This is a genomic window from Sporocytophaga myxococcoides (genome assembly GCF_000775915.1).
In the GTDB taxonomy this organism is placed as follows: Bacteria; Bacteroidota; Bacteroidia; order Cytophagales; family Cytophagaceae; genus Sporocytophaga; species Sporocytophaga myxococcoides_A.
The window spans coordinates 274935-296366 of the sequence record NZ_BBLT01000002.1; the positions used below are offsets into that span (position 1 = coordinate 274935).

A 21432-nucleotide genomic window follows, 5' to 3' on the forward strand; every position below is an offset into this window, starting at 1 on the left:
CGTGGTCAGGATAAGTATATTACTGGTTAGTTTAGTTTTGATGTCTTTGGTAACCAAAGCCCAGCAGGCTACGTTGTATTCTCAATACATGTTTAATGGGCTTGCGATTAATCCGGCATATGCCGGGTCCAGTGAAGCTTTAAACTTCACTGCTACAGGAAGAAAACAATGGAGTGGGGTAGAAGGTGCGCCTTCGACACTTACGTTTTCAGCGCATACACCTATACGTAAAGAGAAGATGGCCTTGGGAGCTTTAGTAACCAATGATCGTATATCAGTTTTTACCCAGACAACATTAAATATCATTTACGCTTACAGATTACATCTTTCTTCCGGATCTACTCTGTCATTCGGTCTCCAGGCTGGAGCTTCCAATTATCTGGCAAGATACAGCGATTTGACTTACAAGACTGCTGACCCTACTTTACAGCAGGAAGATTATAATACAATTACCCCTGGATTTGGAGCTGGAATTTATTACAATTCAAAAAAGTTTTATGCAGGAGCTTCCGTACCTTACCTGGCAAGCAATTTCCTGGCTTCAAAATATGTAGCTAATCGATTGGAATTAAAGAATCATTACTTTTTTACCGCGGGTTATGTCGCTGAAATAAATGAGCATCTGAAATTTAAACCAAGCACGCTTATTAAATATATAGAAGGCGCTCCGGTACAGATTGATTATAACGCAAATTTTCTCTATAAGGAAGTTCTTTGGCTTGGTGTCTCATATAGAAGCGCAACTTCGCTCATATTTCTGGCTCAGGTCTACGCTAATGATCAGCTCAGTTTTGGGTATTCCTATGATCATAGTCTTTCAAAATTATCAGGATTTAAGACTGGTTCTCATGAAATTATGATTAGTTATCTTTTTTCATATACAAAAACTAAAGTTGTTACACCAAGATATTTTTAATGATGAAGGCATTTCTGAAGTTGATTGTTGCTGTTGTATTGCTATTAAAGACATCAGTGCTTTATTGTCAGGATAAAAATATAGTTGCACATTTTAAAAATGATTTGAAGCTGGCAGAAGATCTCTATGCAAAGCAGGCTTATTTAAAAGCAGGAGAGATGTTCCAGCGTATAGCGAAGAAAGATACCGGAAATGCCGATATCAGATTTAAAATAGGTGAATGCTACTGGAAGCTTAACAATACAACTGAAGCCGAATACTGGTATAAGGAAGGATTTAAAAGAAACAATGCCATTGTAAATCTGGCTGATTATAAGTTGCATCTTGCAGAGGCACTGGTGATCAATGGAAAGAAGGACGAGGCTAAAATTTGGTATGATCTGTATAGTAAAGAAAGTTTGAGCAAAAGGGCAATAGCCGAATCTAAAAAAAGAGGGTTAGATGCTTATGATACTTTCTTTAGAGATTCTTTATTCTACAGTGTAAAGGAACTACCTATTAATTCCTCTGCGTCAGAATATTGTCCAACCTTTTATCAGAAAGGACTTGTGTTTGTCTCTAACAGAAAAACGATTGAACTGGTAAAGAATGTTGATGCCGCAGATCAGAAAAACTTTCTTGATTTGTATTATGTTGAATTTGCAGGTGATTCGGGATTTGGGAAGCTTCAAAAATTTACAGATTTTAATACAGGGTTAAATGAAGGTCCTGTTACATTTTTTGAAAATGGTAGAAAAGCTGTCTTTTCTAAAAATGAAACTGCAATTGGAAAAGATACCAAGCGTTTGCAATTATTTTATGCTGAAAAGGATCAGAATGGAAAGTGGACCAAACCTCAGGCATTACCATTTAATAATCCAAGCTACTCTGTAAGTCATCCTTTCTTTGATAAAAATACAAATTGTCTTTATTTTGTATCAGATATGCCCGGCGGCTATGGCGGAACAGATATTTACAGAAGTATCTTCCACAATGGAGCATGGATGATGCCTGAAAATATGGGCGCGTCAATTAATACTTCAGGAAATGAAATGTTTCCCTTTGTCTCAAGGGACAGTTGCCTGTATTTTTCTTCCAATGGGTTACCTGGTATGGGAGGACTTGACCTATTTTTTGTTGATTTAAAACATGCGTCAAAGCCTATAAATCTTGGAGCTCCTTTAAATAGCTCAAAAGATGATTTTTCTTTAATACTTACAGACAATACTTCAACTGGATTTTTTTCCAGTAACCGGAAAAAGTCTGGAGGAGATGATATTTACAGGATCATCATCCATAAAATAAAGTATGAAGGGGTGTTGCTTGATAAACTAAAAGCGCTGCCTTTAAAAGGCGTTACAGTAAAAATTTCTGATAAAGAAACCGGCAAAATTGAATGGGTTGTTAAGAGCTCTAATAAAGGAACATTCTCCTGCTATCTGATGCCTGGAAGGTATTATCTGGTGGAGGCAGTAAAGGATGATTATAAGGTATCCCAAACTGAGCTTTATTTTACCTCGAGATATGAAAATATTGTGAGGAATAAAATAATAATGGAGAAGGTAAAAAAATCCTTTGTTAAAGGAAGAGTGATAAAAGATACTTCCATGGTTAGAAATTGTATGGTGAAGGTTTTTGATTTTTCAAATGATTCTGTTGAAGTGATTAAGACAAATAAAGCTGGAGAATTTTCATGTGAAATTAATAAGGATACTACCAATATTTTTTATGCTGAATATAAAGGTGTGAAAGGCATTTATAAGCTTGAACCTGTTCAGCGAAAACGGAAAGGTTCTGTATTGACGTTTATCACTCTTGAACTTGCTCCTCTGAAATATAAAGAATGTGAAGGTGTATTGCTTGATACTCTGGACCACCCATCACCAACGGACTCTTTGATTTTGTCCAATGAACTTACAGGGGAAGAAGAAATAATAAAGACAGATAAGGACGGGAAATTTAAATTTAGTGCGTGGGAATCAGGGAGATATTCTTTATTTTTGAAGTCTGAAGACAGATATGTCTGGATGAGTACTTTTGTCCCTGAAAAAGTTAACAGACTACAATTAAGAAAAAGGAAAAAGGATGAAATCTATTGACACTGTTCTATTAACTCATCAACCAATTTTACCGTAAATGTTGGATAAATTTGAAGTATGTCAACTCAGGTCGCATTAAATGATTTTTCAACTAAAGAAGAGAGCTCAACTACTCTCAGGGAAATTGCGCTAATCTTCCTTTTGGCGTGTATTCAATTTACTTTTGTCATTGACTATATAGTAATATTACCCCTTGGTCCGGAGATCATGAAGTCATTTCAGATACGTCCGGATGAATATGGGTTGATTATATCGGCTTATACACTGACTGCGGCGATAGCAGGGTTCTTTTCTTCTTTTTTTATAGATCGGTTTGACAGGAAACAGGCTTTATTGTTTTGTTTGTTTTATTTCCTTACCGGCTCAATATTAAGTTATATAGCGAATACCTATTATTTCTTTATGCTGGCAAGAATGTTTACCGGAGCCTTCGGTGGGGTAATGTCTTCGCTCGTTATGATTTATCTGGGTGAGAAATTTTCATTGAAGAAACTCGGAGTAGCGACGAGTTTCGTAATGATTGCTAATGGTATGGCGACAATTGTTGGGGTACCTGCTGCAGTATATTTCTCAAACAATTATGGGTGGAAATTCCCTTTCTTGGTGCTTTTATCCATTAATTTCATAGTGTTGACACTCACATATTTTTTCTTACCCAGCACAAGGAAGTCAACAACAAAAAGTAGATCAACTGTCTCGCTTAGGCTACGGTCAGTTGTCTTAAGCGCAAATTTTATCTGGCCTGTTGTCTTTATGTCTTTATTGACATTTGCAGGCGGGGCAACTATTTTACCATTCCTAAGTGCATACGTATCAACAAATTTTTACTTTTCTACAGAAGAAATAGCATTAATGTTCTTCTATGGAGGACTTGCGGCTTTGTTTGTTAACCCTATTGTAGGTTTTCTTATTGATAAATTTGGAAAGCAGAACGTATTTCTGCTGCTTAATTTTGTTTCCATCATCCCTTTGTTATTGCTCACAACATTTCCTTTCACTGAAAAAAACGCAACATTACTGATAACAACCCTCTTCTTCTGCCTTTCCACTGCGAGGCAAATGTCTGGCCTTACCTTGGTAAATTCATTGTTTCCCAGTGAGCATCGCGGCCGGTTTATTACAATTAATTCTTCTATCCAGTTATTGGCAGGAAGTGCAGCGACTGCTATTAGTGGAAAAATAATTTACACCGAAGAAAACCTGCTCTGTAATTTTGATGTTCTTGGGGTTATCGGGATTTGTGCCACAATTATTTGCATTTTCGCTGCATTTATTCTGGAAGAGCAGAGTTAAAATACTAAATGTCGTGAAGGTAACGTTCAATAAATTCCTCTAAGGCTATAATTATTCAGGCAAAATTCCGTTACCTTTAGTGTCTTGAATTATGAGAAGAATTTTATTTATCCTGCTTTTTCTTTCCTATTCCCTCATTTCAATGGGGCAAAATGGGAAAAATATCGTTCAGCTTTCAGGACTTGTAATTGGAGGTGACAGTGCTTACGGAATACCAGGAGTAACTATTTACACACCAAAATCCGGAAGGGGAACCATCACTAACTATCTCGGATATTTTTCTATGCCTGCATTGGGGGGCGATAGTATCGTAATCAAATCATTAGGGTTTAAGGAAAAGTTTTTTATTGTTCCAAAAGACACAAATAAATTGAGCCTTGTTATTGAGTTATTGGGTGATACATCCATTTTGCCTACTGTTGAAGTTTTTCCCTGGCCTACAGAAAAAATATTTAAAGAAGCTTTTCTCTCGCTCAAGCTTAATGATAATTCTTATGACAATATGCATAAAAACCTGAATGAGCAGGTTATGAGGAGAATGTTATATACACAAGAGGCGAATAGTAAGAATAATCATAATTATTATATGCAGCAGCAAACTGCAAGAGTGGAAAATAGATTTTATGCCCCAACATTAAGTTTATTAAATCCTTTTGCATGGTCTAACTTTTTAAACTCTGCACGTAATGGAGGCCTTAAAAACAAGAAGAAGGAAGAAAATGAAAAATATGGAAATGATGATTATTAATTCCATTTAAAGGCCTAAAATGTATATTTTGATTTTTAGATTTAGTTTGATTTTTAGGTACATATAACTTCTAACTCATTTTTTTGGGAGAAGGAAATTTCGGGTATTGAAATATTTATTTCAATGCAGTAGAATAAAAAAGCGCATTCAATATAATGTAAATTGAAATGCCTGCACAGGCCCCTGATAATATTAAATTCCATTCTCTGATGTTTACTCTCAATAAATAGGTGATAATAAATACTGTAATTAACAAGAATGAAATTATCAAAAGCAAAGCAAATAAAACACCCACAATGAAACCAAGCATTGGAAGAAATAAATTATCGGATTTTAGAACTGTTTCAATGGCAACAGGCAAATCCAGACCATGAAGCAACCCACCGGCAAGAGCTAGAAAATATCTGTAATTATGTGGTGAATATTTGTTAGTAAAAGCATTCTTTTTGAGAAAGAAGTTGGAAATAGAAACAACAATTGTTGTTAAAGGAAGAAGGTAAAAAAGCAATGTCGTAGGGATATTTATTACTTCGAATGCTGATAAAAAGAATGTAATAAGATATCCTAAAATAAAGCACCCTATATAAGTTGCAATGAGCCGGATAGATTTGAAGGTATAAACCCCGCACAATGCTGTTATAAAGAGGATATGTACAAATAAATCCAGATAGGTTATTTTGATAAATCCCAAACTGAAATAGTGGACAAAGTCTGACATAACGCCAATGATTTATCTTTATATTACTTTATACGATTTAGTCTGGATCAAGGTTTAATAGCTTAAAAAAGAGGGAAAAAGTAAAGGCTGCCTGTGTGTTTGGGCAGCCTTTTAGGAATTTTAACAAGTTAAATTTTTATAGATTCAAGGTTTAAGAATTGAATGTTATCGTTTTCATCAAGAGTAATACCTACGACTTCATCTTTCTTTATAACTCCCGATAATATTTCTTTGGAGAGTTCATTTAAAATATGGCGTTGAAGCACGCGTTTTAGTGGTCTTGCTCCAAATTGAGGGTCAAATCCCAATTCTCCAAGTTTCTCCAATACTTCAGGTGAAGCTTCTATTCTTATACCGCTTTCCTCAAGCCTTTTCTGAATACCTTTGAATTGGATATCCACAATTTTCCTGATTTCTCTTCTTGATAGAGGTTTGAACATAATGATCTCATCTACCCTGTTAAGGAATTCCGGACGAACGGATTTTTTCAGCTGTTCGATAACATCAACCTTTGTTCTTTCAACAACCTCTTCTTCGTTGTACTCATTAATCTCGGCAAAATTTTCCTGAATAAGGTTTGCTCCGATATTAGAGGTCATTATGATAATTGTGTTTTTGAAATTGGCAACACGTCCTTTGTTATCAGTGAGCCTTCCATCGTCAAGCACCTGAAGCAGAATGTTAAATACATCCGGATGCGCTTTTTCAATTTCATCAAGCAGCACTACAGAGTAAGGTTTTCTTCGTACAGTTTCAGTCAGTTGTCCTCCTTCTTCATAACCCACATATCCCGGAGGCGCTCCTATAAGTCTGCTTACAGAATGCCTTTCCTGATATTCGGACATATCAATTCTGACCATTGCATTTTCATCGTTAAATAAGAATTCTGCTAAAGCCTTGGCTAACTCTGTTTTACCTACACCTGTCGTTCCCAGGAAAATGAAAGAACCAATTGGTCTTTTTGGGTCCTGCAAACCTGCACGGCTTCTTCTAACTGCATCTGAAATAGCCTCAATAGCTTCAGTCTGGCCCGCAACTCTTTTCCCAAGTTCTTCTTCGAGATGAAGTAATTTCTCACGGTCGCTTTGTAGCATTTTTGCTACAGGAATTCCTGTCCATTTGGCTACTACTTCTGCAATATCTTCAGCAGTGACTTCTTCTTTTAGCATAGAACTTCCACCTGCCTGAGTTTCCTGAATCTGCTTTTGAAGATCCTGTAGATTCTTTTCACTCTCTTTTATTTTCCCGTATCTTATTTCTGCCACTCTTCCATAGTCACCGGAGCGTTCGGCCTGTTCTGCTTCGTTTTTATATTTCTCAATATTTTCCTTTTCTTTCTGAATGGATTCTATAAGCGTTTTCTCATTTTGCCATTGAGCTTTCAGTTCATTTCGCTTATCTGTTAACTCTGCAATGTCCTTAGAAAGCTGAGCCTCTTTCTCTTTATCATTTTCCCTTCTGATAGCTTCACGCTCAATTTCAAGTTGCATTATTTTCCTTTGTACCTCGTCGAGTTCTTCCGGCAAAGAGTCAATTTCTATCCTCAGCTTGGAAGCTGCCTCGTCCATAAGGTCAATTGCTTTGTCTGGAAGAAAGCGATCAGAGATATATCTGTTAGAAAGTTCTACGGCTGCAATAATAGCGTCATCTTTTATCCGTACACCGTGGTGTACTTCATATTTTTCCTTGATACCTCTCAATATTGATATTGCATCCTGAAGGTCCGGTTCGTCCACCATCACTGCCTGAAACCTTCTTTCCAGAGCTTTATCTTTTTCTATATATTTTTGATACTCTTTTAAGGTAGTTGCTCCAATTGCATGCAGCTCACCTCTGGCAAGCGCGGGCTTTAGTAAGTTGGCAGCATCCATAGCTCCTTCACCTCCTCCGCCTGCCCCAATCAAGGTATGGATTTCATCAATAAACAGAATGATTTCTCCTTCAGAATCCGTTACTTCCTTGATGACTGATTTTAATCTTTCTTCAAATTCACCTTTGTATTTTGCTCCCGCAACAAGGAGCCCCATGTCGAGAGATACAACAGTCTTTGATTTCAGATTTTCAGGAACGTCCCCATTGACAATTCTCTGGGCTAATCCTTCCACAATAGCAGTTTTACCAACCCCTGGTTCACCAAGAAGAACAGGGTTGTTTTTGGTTCTTCTTGAAAGTATCTGAAGAACCCTTCTAATTTCTTCGTCTCTTCCGATTACAGGATCTATTTTACCTGCTTTTGCAAGTTCGTTAAGGTTTTTGGAGTATCTTTCCAAAGACCTGTATTTTGCTTCCGCGTTTTGGTCGGTTACTTTTGAACCACCTCTTAGCTCATGAATAGCGACTTTAAGATGTTTTTCAGTAAAGCCTGCATCTTTCATCAATGTTGCCGTTTTATCTCTTCCGGCCAGAATACCAAGTAGCAGGTGTTCAACGGCTACATATTGATCCCCAAATTCCTTCAAAAAAGAGCTTGCTTTTACCAAAGCCTGATTAGCATCATTGGAAAGAAATGGACTTCCTCCACTCATTTTTGGATAAGAGCGGATGATTTCATCAAGTTTGGTTTCAAAAAGATTCTTATTAACGTTAAGTTTCTTTAAAAGAAAGGCAATCATATTCTCATCAGATTCGAGTATGGCCTTTAAAATGTGTCCGGATTCAACCCCCTGTTGCTGGTGGCTTCCGGCTATTTCTGTAGCCCTTTGAATGACTTCCTGGGCTTTTATTGTATAATTATTAAAGTTCATAGGTTAAGTAACTTTTATTCTAAATCCAAAACATCAAACTTTCGTCCATTGGTGCATAATTTCTAGAATAGGAAAAAATGTCATTTTTTTGTTTTTGTTTTTGAAGTTTTGAATGACAATTTGGCCTGATTTTGTGGTTGGGGATTTTTCTTTTCAGTAAAAATGGCAAAAGCCGGAATTCAATAGTTTGAATTCCGGCTTTTGAAATGAAGGATCGCCTTTCAAATTATCTTCTACCTCTCATTGTTGGGGACAACAGATGGTCATTTCCGAAATGATAAGTTACTCCAAGCAATAGAGCGAATGTATAGTTATGGTAGAATTGCTTGTAGTTATCGTAGTAGGTTACAGGGATATCAGCATTGGTTTTAGCTTTTTTATTTAAAGTATTGGTAATACCGAAGTCAAACTTTAAACTTGTGTTAAAAGTAAAATGCTGAGACAGGTAAACATCTAATCCGGCTCCAATAGCTGCATCAATGATAAATTTGTTGTAATATTCATTCTTAGAGGGTGGAAGGTCGTAGAATGCTGTCAGATTAGGGTCTTCTTCTCTACGAGTGTAGATAACATTTCCTCCTGCACCTTTTATAAGATATCCCAGCTGAGGACCACCATAAATTACAAAATCAGTTTTTTTAGTTAATTTATGAGAAACACGAAGGAATAAGGGAACTTTGATATAATCAAGTCTCCTTTTACCTTTTAATATAGTCGCTGTATCAGTGGGATGATATTGAAGCTCAGAAGTAAATTTTTGATTATGAGAGGCATAAAATAAGCCTGTTTGAAATATTGTAGCTCTGTCCAGCCTAAAGTCCACATTCATACCCGCTCCACCTGCAAATGTATTTTTGCTATCGTATTGAGGGTCATAATTGTTGGTCAGAATTCCAGTTTTGGACGGGAAATAATAAACTCCCAGCGTTACCTGTGCCAATGAAGCAGATACGCAACATAAAAATGCGAGGAAAAGTAATGCTTTTTTCATACGAACTTATTTTGGTAATACAAAAGTAAAAAAAAATCCTATTCAATTCTCTGAAAAAACACGACTTTAACGGATTCTTTGATATAACTGTTCAGAATTTCGATGTGAATTTTATATCGTCCATATATGTTTTAGCTTGGATCAGTTAATTAAAGGGATAATTTGTACCTTTGTACCATGAGCACTCAGGTTTTAAAAGACATTCGCAAGCAAACTATTCAGGATCTGAAAAACTTTCTGGAAGAGAAGGGAGAAAAGGGATTTCGGGCAAAACAGATTTATGAATGGATTTGGAATAAAAGCGCGTCATCTTTTGATGAAATGACAAACCTATCTATTAAAACACGTGATCTTTTAAAAGAAAGTTTTGCTTTTCAGAAGGTTACAATTGCTCAAAAGCAGGTGAGTTCGGATAAGACCATTAAAGTAGGTTTCAGACTTTTTGATGGTAATCTGGTAGAAGGAGTTCTGATTCCTGCTGATGATCGCATGACTGCTTGTGTTTCTTCTCAGGTAGGTTGCTCTTTGACCTGTAAATTCTGCGCTACAGGTTATATGGAAAGGAAGAGAAATCTTGAGCCTGGAGAAATATATGATCAGGTTGTTTTGATAAGACAGCTGGCAGAGGAACATTATAATACACCTTTAACAAACATTGTATTTATGGGAATGGGAGAACCCTTGCTCAATTATGCCAATGTTTTGAAGGGAATAGAAATGATCTCGTCTCCGGAAGGCTTAAATATGGCTTCCAAAAGGATAACACTTTCTACTGCAGGGGTCGCCAAAATGATCAAAAAACTTGCGGATGATGAGGTGAAATTTAACCTGGCTTTGTCGTTACATGCTGCAAATGATGTGAAGAGAAATGAGATCATGCCGATCAACGAAACAAATAGTCTTGAAGCATTAGGAGAGGCGTTAAGATATTTTTACAAAAAAACAGGCACACGGGTTACTTATGAATATATCGTATTCCATGATGTGAATGATAAGATTGAGGATGCCCGGGAACTATATGAATTCAGTAAAATCATACCTTGTAAAATCAATATTATAGAATACAACCCGATTGCGGAAGCTTCATATGTGAATGCTAAAGAAGATAGAATTGAAAAATTCAGAGCATTTCTGGAAGCTAAAGGTGTTACGGTGAATGTTCGCAGAAGCAGGGGCAAAGACATAGATGCCGCCTGCGGTCAGCTTGCGATCAAAGAGAAACCAGGATCAGTTGCCTAAGACTCCCTAAAAGGCAACTGAAATATTAGTGGCAAAATCTGCTCCTTTTCCATGCTGAGGAAAAATAAAGCCGGTAAGGTTATCCGAACTAAATCCCCACTTAAAACTTTGTCCTATTTTAAAGCTGAAAAAAGCACCTACAGCTTTTTTATTATAACCACCAGCGGAAAGTAGAACCCCTCCATTAAATACTCTATGAAAGTCATGATTGTAACCTATGCTGAAAAAGGACTTTGTTGTAGAGCCAGGAAGATTCTGAAACCCCTGAATATAAGTAAAGAAGATGGTATTGGAATTATAAGTCTGATCATCTTTTTTGGATGTTCTTGGGGTTTTGATTTTTCCTTCAATCACAAGTCTCGTACTTAATGGTGTTTTATATGAACCACCTTTGGTTTTTATCGGATCAAAAATCTGGGCCAGTGTATCAGTGCTGTATTTCTGACTTCCGAAAAATCTGCTAATGATCAATCCTTCATATTTTACCTGCCCTGAGCGTTCATAGGTTGTAACTTCTTTATCGTATTTTACAGCTCCGATGTCTAATATGCTTGTGGTAAATTGAAGGTATTTATTGAGAAAAACAGTTAGACCTGCATCTGCTCCATAGCCTTTTCCATTAGAGTTCCAAAGATTGATATTATCAATTCCTGAAGTCTGTATCTTATAGTTAAAATCAAAATCTATAAAACGTCCTTCAGGATCTGTATACATTGACCCATTTGCAGGACGCATATATATGGAGCCAATACCAGCCAGATATTTTAACCGAACCCCGGCTCTTATTCCAAATCCATCTTCTTTTCCGATAACTGGAATAGCAGCACCAACTGCATACTCTCTCAGGTAGTTCACATTTAAACTAGCAGGCCCCAGGTCCACACGTTGTCCGGCAAATTGCTTGTTCCCTTTTAAAGCAAGCTTCAAAAAGTTCTCACCAAATAAAAAACTTGTACCAGATCTTTCATTTACCCCCAGAGAAAACGCCAACTTTTTTTCGGATTTAGTCTTAAATTGGACTGCCACTCCCAATAACTGAAAATCTAGCCCTGCCCCAAAAAGGTTTTCCTTATTCAGTTTCGATAAAATTTTATTGACATCCTGATTCTGTATTAATCCTTTTTGATAAATTTCTTTGGCTGTCTTATAATCAAAAGTTGTATTGCCCATCCAGATATAACTATTGATGCCAATCTGTGCATGCTTGTTTCCTAGATCCAACTCGGATGGAGAATATTTGGAAGCATTCAGGTCATTGTAGTTGCAATACCTCGTGCCCATATTATTTTGAGCTGAAGCAAATATTCCTGTTGAAAAAATGAACAGTGCTGTTAAAATATTTCTCATGAAAATTATTTTTTTATTGCAACGTCTAGATCCCCAGTGAGCTGAAATTTCAAAAGATTATCCTTGTTGATGGTTACATCAGGAGGATTGGCAGCATTGAATCTAATTCGAAGGAATTCTGCGTTGATTATTTTATTGGCTTTAGCTTCGTTGAGTTCGGTCGTTATTTTGGTTTCTTTCGGTGTTACAGTTACACCATTTGCGATCTCAGGTTCCTGAATAGTTGGATCGGTGTTGAACAGGGAGTCCAGGACTGTATAAGAGCCATCGAGGAAGTACAACTGAAGACTGAATTTTAAAGGCATGCCATTGTTGGCAAAAGTATATAACTTTCCGGAAAGGGATTGAGCATTGATATCTGTTCCCTTTAGGTTTAAATCTACCGTTTCTTCTACATTGAATGTATTGCCCTGCGACAAAGTGATCGATTTGAACTTCAATTTATCAATGTAGACTTCTATTTTAAATTCTTTGGAAGGGTCAAGATCTTCTGAGTTTGTGCTTTTTTGGGTTGCAAAGTTGAGAATCTGCAGATCCAACTCCGGAAGTAATATTTTATTATTCAGATTGAGAGCAGGCATTTTGTAAACACCTCCATTACCAGGAAGCCCCAAAGGTAGTTCATGGTTTACAAGAGGATCATCAAGAGGGTCACCACTCTGGCTTATTTTAACAATAACCCCTGGTTTTACATCAAAGGGAAGGTTGTTGGTAAGTACAAAATAAATCTCTCCTGATTCTACCTCGGCAGATTTAAAAGTCTCTGTCAAATCAAGGTGGTTAGGAGGAAGACTTAAAGGGCCGATTTCAGGTACATCTTTTATTTTTATCGGTTCTTTCTGAGTAATCCCAAAGTCTTTTTCCAGACTGAAAGCGTTTACATATGCAAAACTGTCTATGTCCGGAACTTCATTTATACTGAGATCCTCTTTAACCAATGGTCCCAAAATCTGGGCATTCCAATCTGGTTCCAGGTCATGGTCTTGTTTAAGATTGCAGGAAAAGAGAAATAAAAGAATAATAAACAAAAAGCGTTCTGATTTCATTGAGTTAAAAAAAGTCACATATTGGTTAAAGATAGTCAATTTCATTGAATGATAAAATTTGTCCGATTTAGTTCATTAACGTTCAAAAACTTTAACGGTTGGCAAAGTTTTATTAATATAGCAGTGTATTAATAGTTAGGGTATTTAATTTATAGAAAATGAATTATAGAAGTATTGCAGGGATATTGGTAGTCTTTGCTTGTCTTTTTTCCTGCTCAGAAGATAAATCTCAGAAGGAGGAACAAGTGAGCGAACAGTCAGCAGACACAGATACAATTGTATCTGGTATTGATACGCTGAGAACAGAAATGATAAAAATCCTTAAAGCAGACAGCGGAGTATTCAGAGGAGTAACTTTTGGTATGACCAAAGAGGAGGTCAGTGCTTTAGAATCGGATACCCAAAGAGATTCAACGGAAAAGACTTATCTTGACTATCTTTTTGAGGTCAATGAACTTGAAGAGGCTGAAGTCTCCTATTTTTACGGCAAAGATTTGAAGATAAATAAGATACAGCTTAATGTGTATCCGGAAGACCAGCAGTCACAGGCTCAATACTTTGACGAATTAAAAGTTTTTTTAACTCAGAGAAATGGTGAACCCAAAACTGTTACCAATAAAAATGCAATATGGCAGACACCTGAAGTTTTAATAACTATGAAAAAATTAGGAAATGAAAAAGTACACGATATTCAGGTCGATTTTGTTCCTGCGCCGATCTCAACTCCCACTGCAGCAATAAAATAATCAATAAGCTTTTTGTCAGGCAAAGGACTTATTCTTTGCCTATTTTTCATCTTTTTCTTTCCATTTTTTCGGGATTATGTCAGAATGGCATATTGTCAGTTCGGAATTCCTGTTGGCATAACCATTGTTATAGGAAGAAGCAACAGAGAAAATTAACAACCTTTTAAAATATTTATTTATGGGAAAAATTATTGGTATAGACTTAGGTACAACGAACTCCTGCGTGTCTGTTATGGAGGGAAATGAACCGGTTGTAATTGCCAACAGCGAAGGTAGGAGAACAACTCCATCTATTGTTGCTTTCCTTGACAATGGGGAAAGAAAAGTCGGAGATCCTGCAAAGCGTCAGGCGATTATCAATCCGAGGAATACCATTATGTCTATCAAAAGATTCATGGGTAAGAAATATTCTGAAGTAACTAAAGAAGCTTCAAATGTTACTTATACTGTTGAAAAAGGACCTAATGATACTCCAAGAGTAAAAATAGGAGACAGACATTATACTCCTCAGGAGCTTTCAGCGATGATCCTTCAGAAAATGAAAACTACGGCAGAAGATTATCTGGGTCAGGAAGTTAAAGAAGCCGTAATTACTGTACCAGCATATTTTAACGATGCAGAAAGACAGGCAACTAAAGAAGCAGGTCAGATTGCTGGTCTTGAAGTAAAACGTATCATCAACGAACCTACAGCAGCAGCACTTGCCTATGGCCTTGATAAAAAACATCAGGATATGGTTATCGCAGTATTTGACCTTGGGGGCGGTACTTTCGATATCTCCATTCTTGAATTAGGTGATGGCGTATTTGAAGTAAAATCTACTAACGGTGATACACACCTTGGTGGTGATGACTTCGACCAGGTGATCATAGATTGGTTGGCAGAAGAATTTAAAAAAGACGAAGGCTTGGATCTTAGAAAAGACCCAATGGCGCTTCAAAGATTAAAGGAAGCAGCAGAGAAAGCTAAAGTTGAACTTTCAAGCTCTACTTCTACTGAAATCAACTTGCCTTACATTATGCCAGTTGACGGTGTTCCTAAACACCTTGTTAGACAATTAACAAGAGCAAAATTTGAGCAGCTTGCAGATTCTCTTATTAAGAGAACTTTAGAGCCTTGCAAAAAAGCGCTTAAAGATGCTGGTCTTTCAGTAGATAAAATTAATGAAGTAATCCTAGTAGGAGGTTCTACCAGAATTCCTAGAATTCAGGAAGAAGTTGAAAAATTCTTCGGAAAGAAACCTTCTAAAGGAGTTAACCCGGATGAGGTGGTTGCAGTAGGTGCAGCAATTCAAGGTGGTGTATTGACAGGTGAAGTAAAAGACGTTCTTCTTCTTGATGTTACTCCTCTTTCTCTTGGTATAGAGACAATGGGAGGTGTGTTCACTAAACTGATAGAGGCAAACACTACAATTCCGTCAAAGAAATCCGAAGTATTCTCTACAGCTTCAGACAGTCAGCCTTCTGTAGAAATACACGTATTGCAGGGTGAAAGGCCAATGTCAAGAGACAACAGAACCATCGGACGTTTCCATCTTGACGGAATACCACCAGCGCCAAGAGGAGTTCCTCAAATTGAAGTAACATTCGATATCGATGCAAATGGTATTCTTCACGTATCTGCTAAGGATAGAGGCACAGGCAAAGAGCAAAAGATCAGAATTGAAGCTTCTTCAGGTTTAACAGATGCTGAGATAGAAAAGATGAAAGCCGAGGCTAAAGCAAACGAAGAAGCAGATAAGAAAGAAAAAGAAAGCGCAGAGAAAATCAATGCTGCTGATTCATTGATCTTCCAGACTGAGAAACAACTGAAAGATTATGGAGATAAGCTTTCTGCAGGAAATAAATCTGCTATAGAAAGTGCCCTTGCAGAGCTTAAAACAGCTCATGGATCAAGAAATGTAGAGGCAATAGATACTGCCCTTGCATCATTGAATAAAGCATGGGAAGCTGCTTCTCAGGAAATGTACAGTGCAACTCAGGGAGCTGGTCCTGAAGCTGGTGGCAGTGCTGCCGGACAAGGCCCGACTGATACAGGAGGAGTTACTGATGTAGATTACGAAGAAGTTGATTCTAACAAGAATAAGTAATAAGTAGTAAGTGATAAATTCTTAAGTTTTAACAATGAAGCCCTGGAGTTTTACTCCGGGGCTTTTTTTGTGGAACTACAATTGAAAATGTATTCTTAATAACTTATTAATTTCAGAATGAGACTTATTTTTTGCCTTATTGCAGTTACACTTTTTTCGTGTACAGAAAATGTTTCGGAAAAGTCAGATGGCAATATTGAAAATGATTCTGTTAGAAAGGACTCTGTTTCTCTAAAAAAAATATCTCTGGACTCCTTAACAAGAAAGCCAGACCCTGTTCTACTTTTAATAGATAAAATTAATCATTGTGTTAAACAAATGGAAGATTTAAACTACTCAGAGGATGAAGATGGAAGTAAATGGACCTTTTATAAAAATTCATTAATGATCGATCTTGACCAATTGTTACATGGTAATTTATTAAATACAGAGCAATTGAAAACACTGGAAGCAGTTGTGTTTTCAGAGGATCAGCAGGCAGGAGTGTTAAATGTTTTTGAAAATAGCGGAGGGACTTTTCAATCGTACACAATTTGGATGTTTCATAAAACAAAAGATTCGGTTTATTATGATATTCTGTATAATGAATTACCTGTTGGTGGAGTTTATGGACTTGGAAAAAATCGTTATATAATTACAGGAGGAGGGAAGTCTTGTACTACATGTTATTCAGACTTTCTTAAGGAGGTTGAATTCAGACAAGATAGTTTTATAGTGAATAAAAAATTTGACATAAATTATAGAATGGGAGAAACAGTCACATTTGATTATGATCCCTTAAGTCGTTTATTCAGATATGAGTGTTGTCCAGAATCAGAAATGAAAGAGGACAATGCAGAATGTGAGGATATATGCGGAATTCAGTTTTATTATAACCTTTAAGGAACAGAAGTAGAACTAAGAAGTCCAGTATTTAAATTTTCAGGGTGAATAATCTTCGGAGCAAATCGAGGATTTTTTGCATTCTTACACAGGCCCTGAATTTGAAAGTGAGAAAGTGGAACTTATTAAGGCAATTGATAAATAAGAGAGAGAGTAAATGGCACATTCTAATTTCATGCTGGCTCTATTCGCTTTTAATTACACTTAAGAATATTTTAATTATATCTTTTTAAAACAAACTTTTTATAAAAATGAAAAATCTACTATTGCCCTTGCTTTTGCTATTATTGGCCTTGCAAAGAGAAGATGCTAAAGCTGGAATAGCTACGACAATTGATGGGCAACCTAAAAAGGCGAATTATTATAGCTGGAACTATACTTTTAATACATGGGAGTATACTGGTGTTTCTGAATTTGAATACGATGCTAACAATAATCTGATATCAGAGCTATACTTTAATTCTCAAGGAGATACTTCTTCTAAGAAAAGTTATTCCTATAATGACCAGGGAAAAGAGACTGGAAATATTGCTTACCGATATGTCAATAATGTTTTTGTTGCTTCAAATAAGGAAATTCGAACATATGATCTAAAGGGTTATCTTGTAAGGTTTGAGAGCTTTGGCTCAAGTGATGGGGTAAGTTGGGGGTGGAAAGAACAAACCGTTTATTCGACTTCTAATAGTACACTTGAGTATCCCGATATCGTGGAGAAGTATAACTGGGAATCTGGATCAAAGCAATTAATAAAAAAATACTCAAATATGGTTTGGACAGATTTTGAGAGGGAAAGGTTTTCTTCTGGAATAATTGAAGAACGAAATGTTTTCGGCGATGACCAAAGGACTACTTATACAACAGTTAGTGAGGGTATCAAAATTGGATGGGTAGAGGTATATGATTCTAAGACGAAAACCTGGTCTTATTCATTTGACGAGGTACACACAAAAGATGCTCAGGGTAATACCTTTATGATACAACAGGCAGACTATGGTTCAGGGCCTGTGTTATTTTCGAGGATTTCTTTTCCTGTTGATATTAAAGGGAATAATACAGGTTATTCTTATGAAGTTTGGTTTAACAATAAATGGAAGTTTATATCTTCTGAATTGACTACCAATACCTATAATTCAAATGGCGCATTGACAGAAACAATATATGAAGGTAAGGAAGTTGGCTCTACAGACTTTCAATCAACAGGAATAAACTTTAAGTACAGAACTGTTTATGAAGTCGATGGTGAAGTGACTTCATCAGGGCAACCTTCCCGGAATTCCGGGTTTCAGATGGCTGCTTATCCTAATCCATGTAAAAATATTCTGAATATTGAAGGGGTAAGCAAAGAAGATATGCAGGTCTATTTGTTTGATATGAATAATCATTTGGTTTTATCTACAACAATTTCAGGGGGAAAGGGAAATGTTGCAATTGAAAATGTCCCTTCCGGAATATATATTCTCAAAGTGGCTAGTCAGTCCGGTGGCATTAATATTCAAAAAATTGTTAAAGAATAAATTTAAACGCCACAAGATTAAAAAAGGGAGGATGTCAAAGTTCTCCCTTTTCCTTTAATGAAAGCAAGATCGTTTGGTTCTCAGTAATTTTTGGAAATAATTCTGAAAACCTAATTAAAATACGGATATCAATTCATAACAGGTATTCATGACAGTATTTACAATGTTTGTTAATTGACGTGGATTGTTAAAATATTGATTTTTTTTGTCTGATACAGTTAGTTTGGTTTGTACCTTGCTGAAGCTTAGGCATATTAAACTTTCGTACAGGCGTTGATTTTAAAGGTAAATAGCTATACCTACATAGATGCACTGATTTGAATGCCCTTGGTGATTTCGTATCTTGCATTACGTATTAAAATTTTAGTTCATTATGTTTTTAAAACATTTTAAAGCCTTTGGTGGTGTACTTTGCTGCTTATTTATTTCAAGCACTATTTATGCTCAAAATTATCCAGCCATATTGGACGTCAATAGTTTAAATGGCGCAAACGGATTTGCCGTACCTGCACTTAACACTGGAGATAGAATTGGATCAGATTTAGATTTTATTGGAGACCTGAATGGAGACGGATTTGATGATATAGCAATTGGTTCTCAGGAGCAAAACAACACTGGGTTTAAGTTAGGAGGTACAGCTTATATTATATTCGGTTCAAATAAACCATTTGCTTCTACTTTTGATCTTAGCTCTCTTGATGGTACCAATGGGTTTATTGTGCAAGGAATCGCAGTAGATGAAAGAAGAGGAAGGGTTGTAAAAGGATTAGGAGATGTTAATAATGATGGAATTGATGACATTGTCATTGGGTCAGAGGGTAGCAAACACATTATCCTGTATGGTAAAAAAAGTAGATTTCCGGCATCAATAATTGCTATCGATATTAATGGCACGAATGGGTTTATCATAGATCAAAGCGGTATCAATGAAATAACGGGTGCTGGTGATGTGAATGGCGACGGCATTAGTGATATCATTCTAGGGCAGGCACATTGGAGTGGGCAAACCTGGGTGATTTTTGGTAAAAATGGAAACTTCCCTGCTACTGTTACTTCAACTTATGTTGATGGAATCAATGGCTTTAAGGTGTCCGCTGCTAATAATACATCCAGGCCTTCTTATCATGTTGGTTCTGCCGGTGATATTAATAACGATGGCTATGATGATATCATTATAGGAAATTGGGCAAATAGTATAACAGAAGATGCCAAGCTAACTCATGTGGTATTTGGCAGACCAGCTCCTTTTCCTGCGTTGATAAATATCAATACATTAGATGGAACCAATGGGTTTGCCATTGAAAATTATGGCAGTGGATTTTTGAAGTGGGTAGGTAAGGTTGGAGATGTAAATGGTGATGGTATTGATGATTTCTTTTCAGATAACAGTGTGATAATGGGATCATCCAAACCTTTTCCTGCAGTGTTAACAAGAGCCAATACATTAAATGGGGTCAATGGTTTTGAACTGCCAGGTACTTATTCACCATTCGCTCCTGCAGGTGATCTTAATTTAGATGGAATAAACGATATTATAACTTTTGGTCCAAATGGAGAAGGAGTTGTAATTTTTGGTAGAAAAAACGGATTTGATGCATTGTTTAATTTTGCTGATTTAGATGGAACAAAAGGATTTAGAATTAAAGAAGTATCTATTTCCAATATTGGTCGCCCTCTTGGAGGAGGTCAGGATTTTAACGGTGATGGCAAAGCAGATATAGTAATAGGTAGCGAGAATACTCAGTCCAAGGGGGTTGTCTATGTGGTGTTTGGAGGTGATCATAATGTATTGCCATTGGAAGCGTCCTATCCAAAAGTGTCGCAATTAGCTTATGAAGGATTTAACCTTGAAGTAAAAGCGAAAGAAAAAGGCACAATATACTATGCGATCTATGCAGGAACACCAAATACTATAACGAAACAAAGCGTTATACGCTCAGGACAGAATTCAACCCAGGCCAGTTCTATTCCAGTTGATAAGGTAAATACAGTTATCACTAAAACGATTACTGGTCTTGCAATGGGTACATCATATACCATTTATCTGTACCAGGAAGATGAAAAAGGCAATATTGGTTCCATTTATAAACTGGAAAATGTAAAAACATTAACAGATTCAGAAGGCCCAACATTCTTAGCCTGTCCTTCTGATCAAATAACAGGAGAAAGCGTATTGCCAAACTTCCTTGAATTAGTGGAAGTGGTTGATAATCGTGACGACAATCCGAGTGTGAGTCAGACACCTGCAGCTGGTAAAAAAGTGATAGATGGAATGACTATAACCATTACAGCTGTTGATGACTTAAATAACTACTCAACTTGTACATTTAAAGTATTCAGCGTACCTACATCAATAGGGAATCCTTTAGATGCAGGAGTAAAAGTTTATCCAAATCCGGTCAAAAATATAATTTATCTGGATGGAGATGTTAACTATCAGTATAAAATAGTGAATGCTGTCGGGCAAAATTGTATAGAAGGCGTTTCAAACTCTGCAATAAACGTAGAATCATTAAACGCAGGATTTTATACCATTCAGTTTTACACTCCAAATGGTCAATTGCGCCATCAGCAAAAGCTGATAAAAGAATAATAGAATTTAATAGTTCATATTCATTAAGAATAGGTTTGGGCTTTAAAGCCTAAACCTGTTCTTTTTCCTTTGTATATTCTTTTGTTGCTTGCTCATGTTTAACCATAAAATGATTTATTGAATTTCCTTATTTTAATTATGAAACCTTGTTAACTCATATTCGCTCTCGAAATTAGAGATCTAGGATATATTAGCGACGATTTTATTTTATTGTTCCGTGTTTTCATGGATGATGTATAGGTAAAAATACAGTGTGCCATTGTTAATTATATCTAGTAGATTTGATTAATAATGGGAAATCTTTTTATAACATATAATCTGCAACAACTTACTACCAGGCAGGGCTTTGCTCTCCCTGCAGATTCAGTATGTTATGGGACCTTTATATGTAACAGTCTTCTATCCCTTCCTTCTAAAGACTTTATTAATTAATCCCCGACCCATTCTTTTTTTATTTAAAGGGTTCGGGGAATTCAGTTACTTCTTTT

General features: G+C 36.4%; 15 protein-coding genes. 10 read left to right on the forward strand and 5 right to left on the reverse strand.

Going from position 1 to position 21432, the window contains the following annotated elements; genetic code table 11:
• Position 1 precedes the first annotated feature (1 nt).
• The 4 genes from MYP_RS05455 to MYP_RS05470 all read left to right on the forward strand — a co-directional run bounded on the left by MYP_RS05455 (position 2) and on the right by MYP_RS05470 (position 5035).
• Positions 2–916, forward strand: coding sequence for a PorP/SprF family type IX secretion system membrane protein (locus MYP_RS05455; RefSeq protein WP_262506736.1), 915 nt, complete (start codon positions 2–4; stop codon positions 914–916).
• Complete coding sequence (locus tag MYP_RS24765; protein WP_156140343.1) at positions 916–2994, forward strand: PD40 domain-containing protein; 2079 nt, start codon at positions 916–918, stop codon at positions 2992–2994. The genes MYP_RS05455 and MYP_RS24765 overlap by 1 nt, the downstream gene beginning before the upstream one ends.
• A gap of 57 nt (positions 2995–3051) precedes the next feature.
• Complete coding sequence (locus tag MYP_RS05465) at positions 3052–4287, forward strand: MFS transporter (protein WP_045459652.1); 1236 nt, start codon at positions 3052–3054, stop codon at positions 4285–4287.
• 91 nt (positions 4288–4378) lie between these two features.
• On the forward strand, positions 4379–5035 hold the full coding sequence (locus MYP_RS05470) for a membrane receptor RagA (RefSeq protein WP_045459655.1): 657 nt from the start codon (positions 4379–4381) through the stop codon (positions 5033–5035).
• Between the two features lie 115 nt (positions 5036–5150).
• Here the strand turns inward: MYP_RS05470 and MYP_RS05475 are convergent, their stop codons facing one another.
• The 3 genes from MYP_RS05475 to MYP_RS05485 form a co-directional block, all read right to left on the reverse strand.
• A complete protein-coding gene (locus MYP_RS05475; protein WP_081990408.1) occupies positions 5151–5753 on the reverse strand; it encodes a HupE/UreJ family protein in 603 nt (200 codons plus the stop codon).
• Between the two features lie 128 nt (positions 5754–5881).
• A complete protein-coding gene (gene clpB / locus MYP_RS05480; protein ID WP_045459667.1) occupies positions 5882–8497 on the reverse strand; it encodes an ATP-dependent chaperone ClpB in 2616 nt (871 codons plus the stop codon).
• Between the two features lie 226 nt (positions 8498–8723).
• Complete coding sequence (locus MYP_RS05485; RefSeq protein WP_045459669.1) at positions 8724–9488, reverse strand: porin family protein; 765 nt, start codon at positions 9486–9488, stop codon at positions 8724–8726.
• A gap of 177 nt (positions 9489–9665) precedes the next feature.
• Here MYP_RS05485 and rlmN point away from each other — a divergent pair, with 177 nt between their 5' ends.
• Positions 9666–10727: a 23S rRNA (adenine(2503)-C(2))-methyltransferase RlmN gene (gene rlmN / locus MYP_RS05490; RefSeq protein WP_045459670.1), complete on the forward strand. Its 1062-nt coding sequence runs from the start codon at positions 9666–9668 to the stop codon at positions 10725–10727.
• Positions 10728–10733: 6 nt separating this feature from the next.
• Here rlmN and MYP_RS05495 read toward each other — a convergent pair whose 3' ends face one another.
• Both MYP_RS05495 and MYP_RS05500 read right to left on the reverse strand, forming a co-directional pair.
• Entirely contained in the window at positions 10734–12074 is a 1341-nt protein-coding gene (locus MYP_RS05495; protein WP_045459672.1) for a DUF5723 family protein, read from the reverse strand.
• 5 nt (positions 12075–12079) lie between these two features.
• Positions 12080–13120 (reverse strand): hypothetical protein, encoded by a 1041-nt coding sequence (locus MYP_RS05500; protein WP_045459675.1) that lies wholly within the window; start codon positions 13118–13120, stop codon positions 12080–12082.
• A gap of 158 nt (positions 13121–13278) precedes the next feature.
• Here MYP_RS05500 and MYP_RS05505 point away from each other — a divergent pair, with 158 nt between their 5' ends.
• The 5 genes from MYP_RS05505 to MYP_RS05525 all read left to right on the forward strand — a co-directional run bounded on the left by MYP_RS05505 (position 13279) and on the right by MYP_RS05525 (position 20944).
• Positions 13279–13866 carry a hypothetical protein gene (locus MYP_RS05505; RefSeq protein ID WP_045459682.1) on the forward strand — a complete coding sequence of 196 codons (588 nt, stop codon included), beginning with the start codon at positions 13279–13281 and terminating at the stop codon, positions 13864–13866.
• Between the two features lie 178 nt (positions 13867–14044).
• Complete coding sequence (gene dnaK / locus MYP_RS05510; protein ID WP_045459686.1) at positions 14045–15955, forward strand: molecular chaperone DnaK; 1911 nt, start codon at positions 14045–14047, stop codon at positions 15953–15955.
• Positions 15956–16072: 117 nt separating this feature from the next.
• A complete protein-coding gene (locus tag MYP_RS05515; RefSeq protein ID WP_045459689.1) occupies positions 16073–16837 on the forward strand; it encodes a hypothetical protein in 765 nt (254 codons plus the stop codon).
• 251 nt (positions 16838–17088) lie between these two features.
• Complete coding sequence (locus MYP_RS05520; RefSeq protein WP_045459691.1) at positions 17089–18351, forward strand: T9SS type A sorting domain-containing protein; 1263 nt, start codon at positions 17089–17091, stop codon at positions 18349–18351.
• Between the two features lie 373 nt (positions 18352–18724).
• The gene (locus MYP_RS05525) at positions 18725–20944 is read left to right on the forward strand and encodes a T9SS type A sorting domain-containing protein (protein WP_045459694.1); all 2220 of its coding nucleotides are present in this window, start codon (positions 18725–18727) and stop codon (positions 20942–20944) included.
• The last annotated feature ends 488 nt before the right edge of the window (positions 20945–21432 follow it).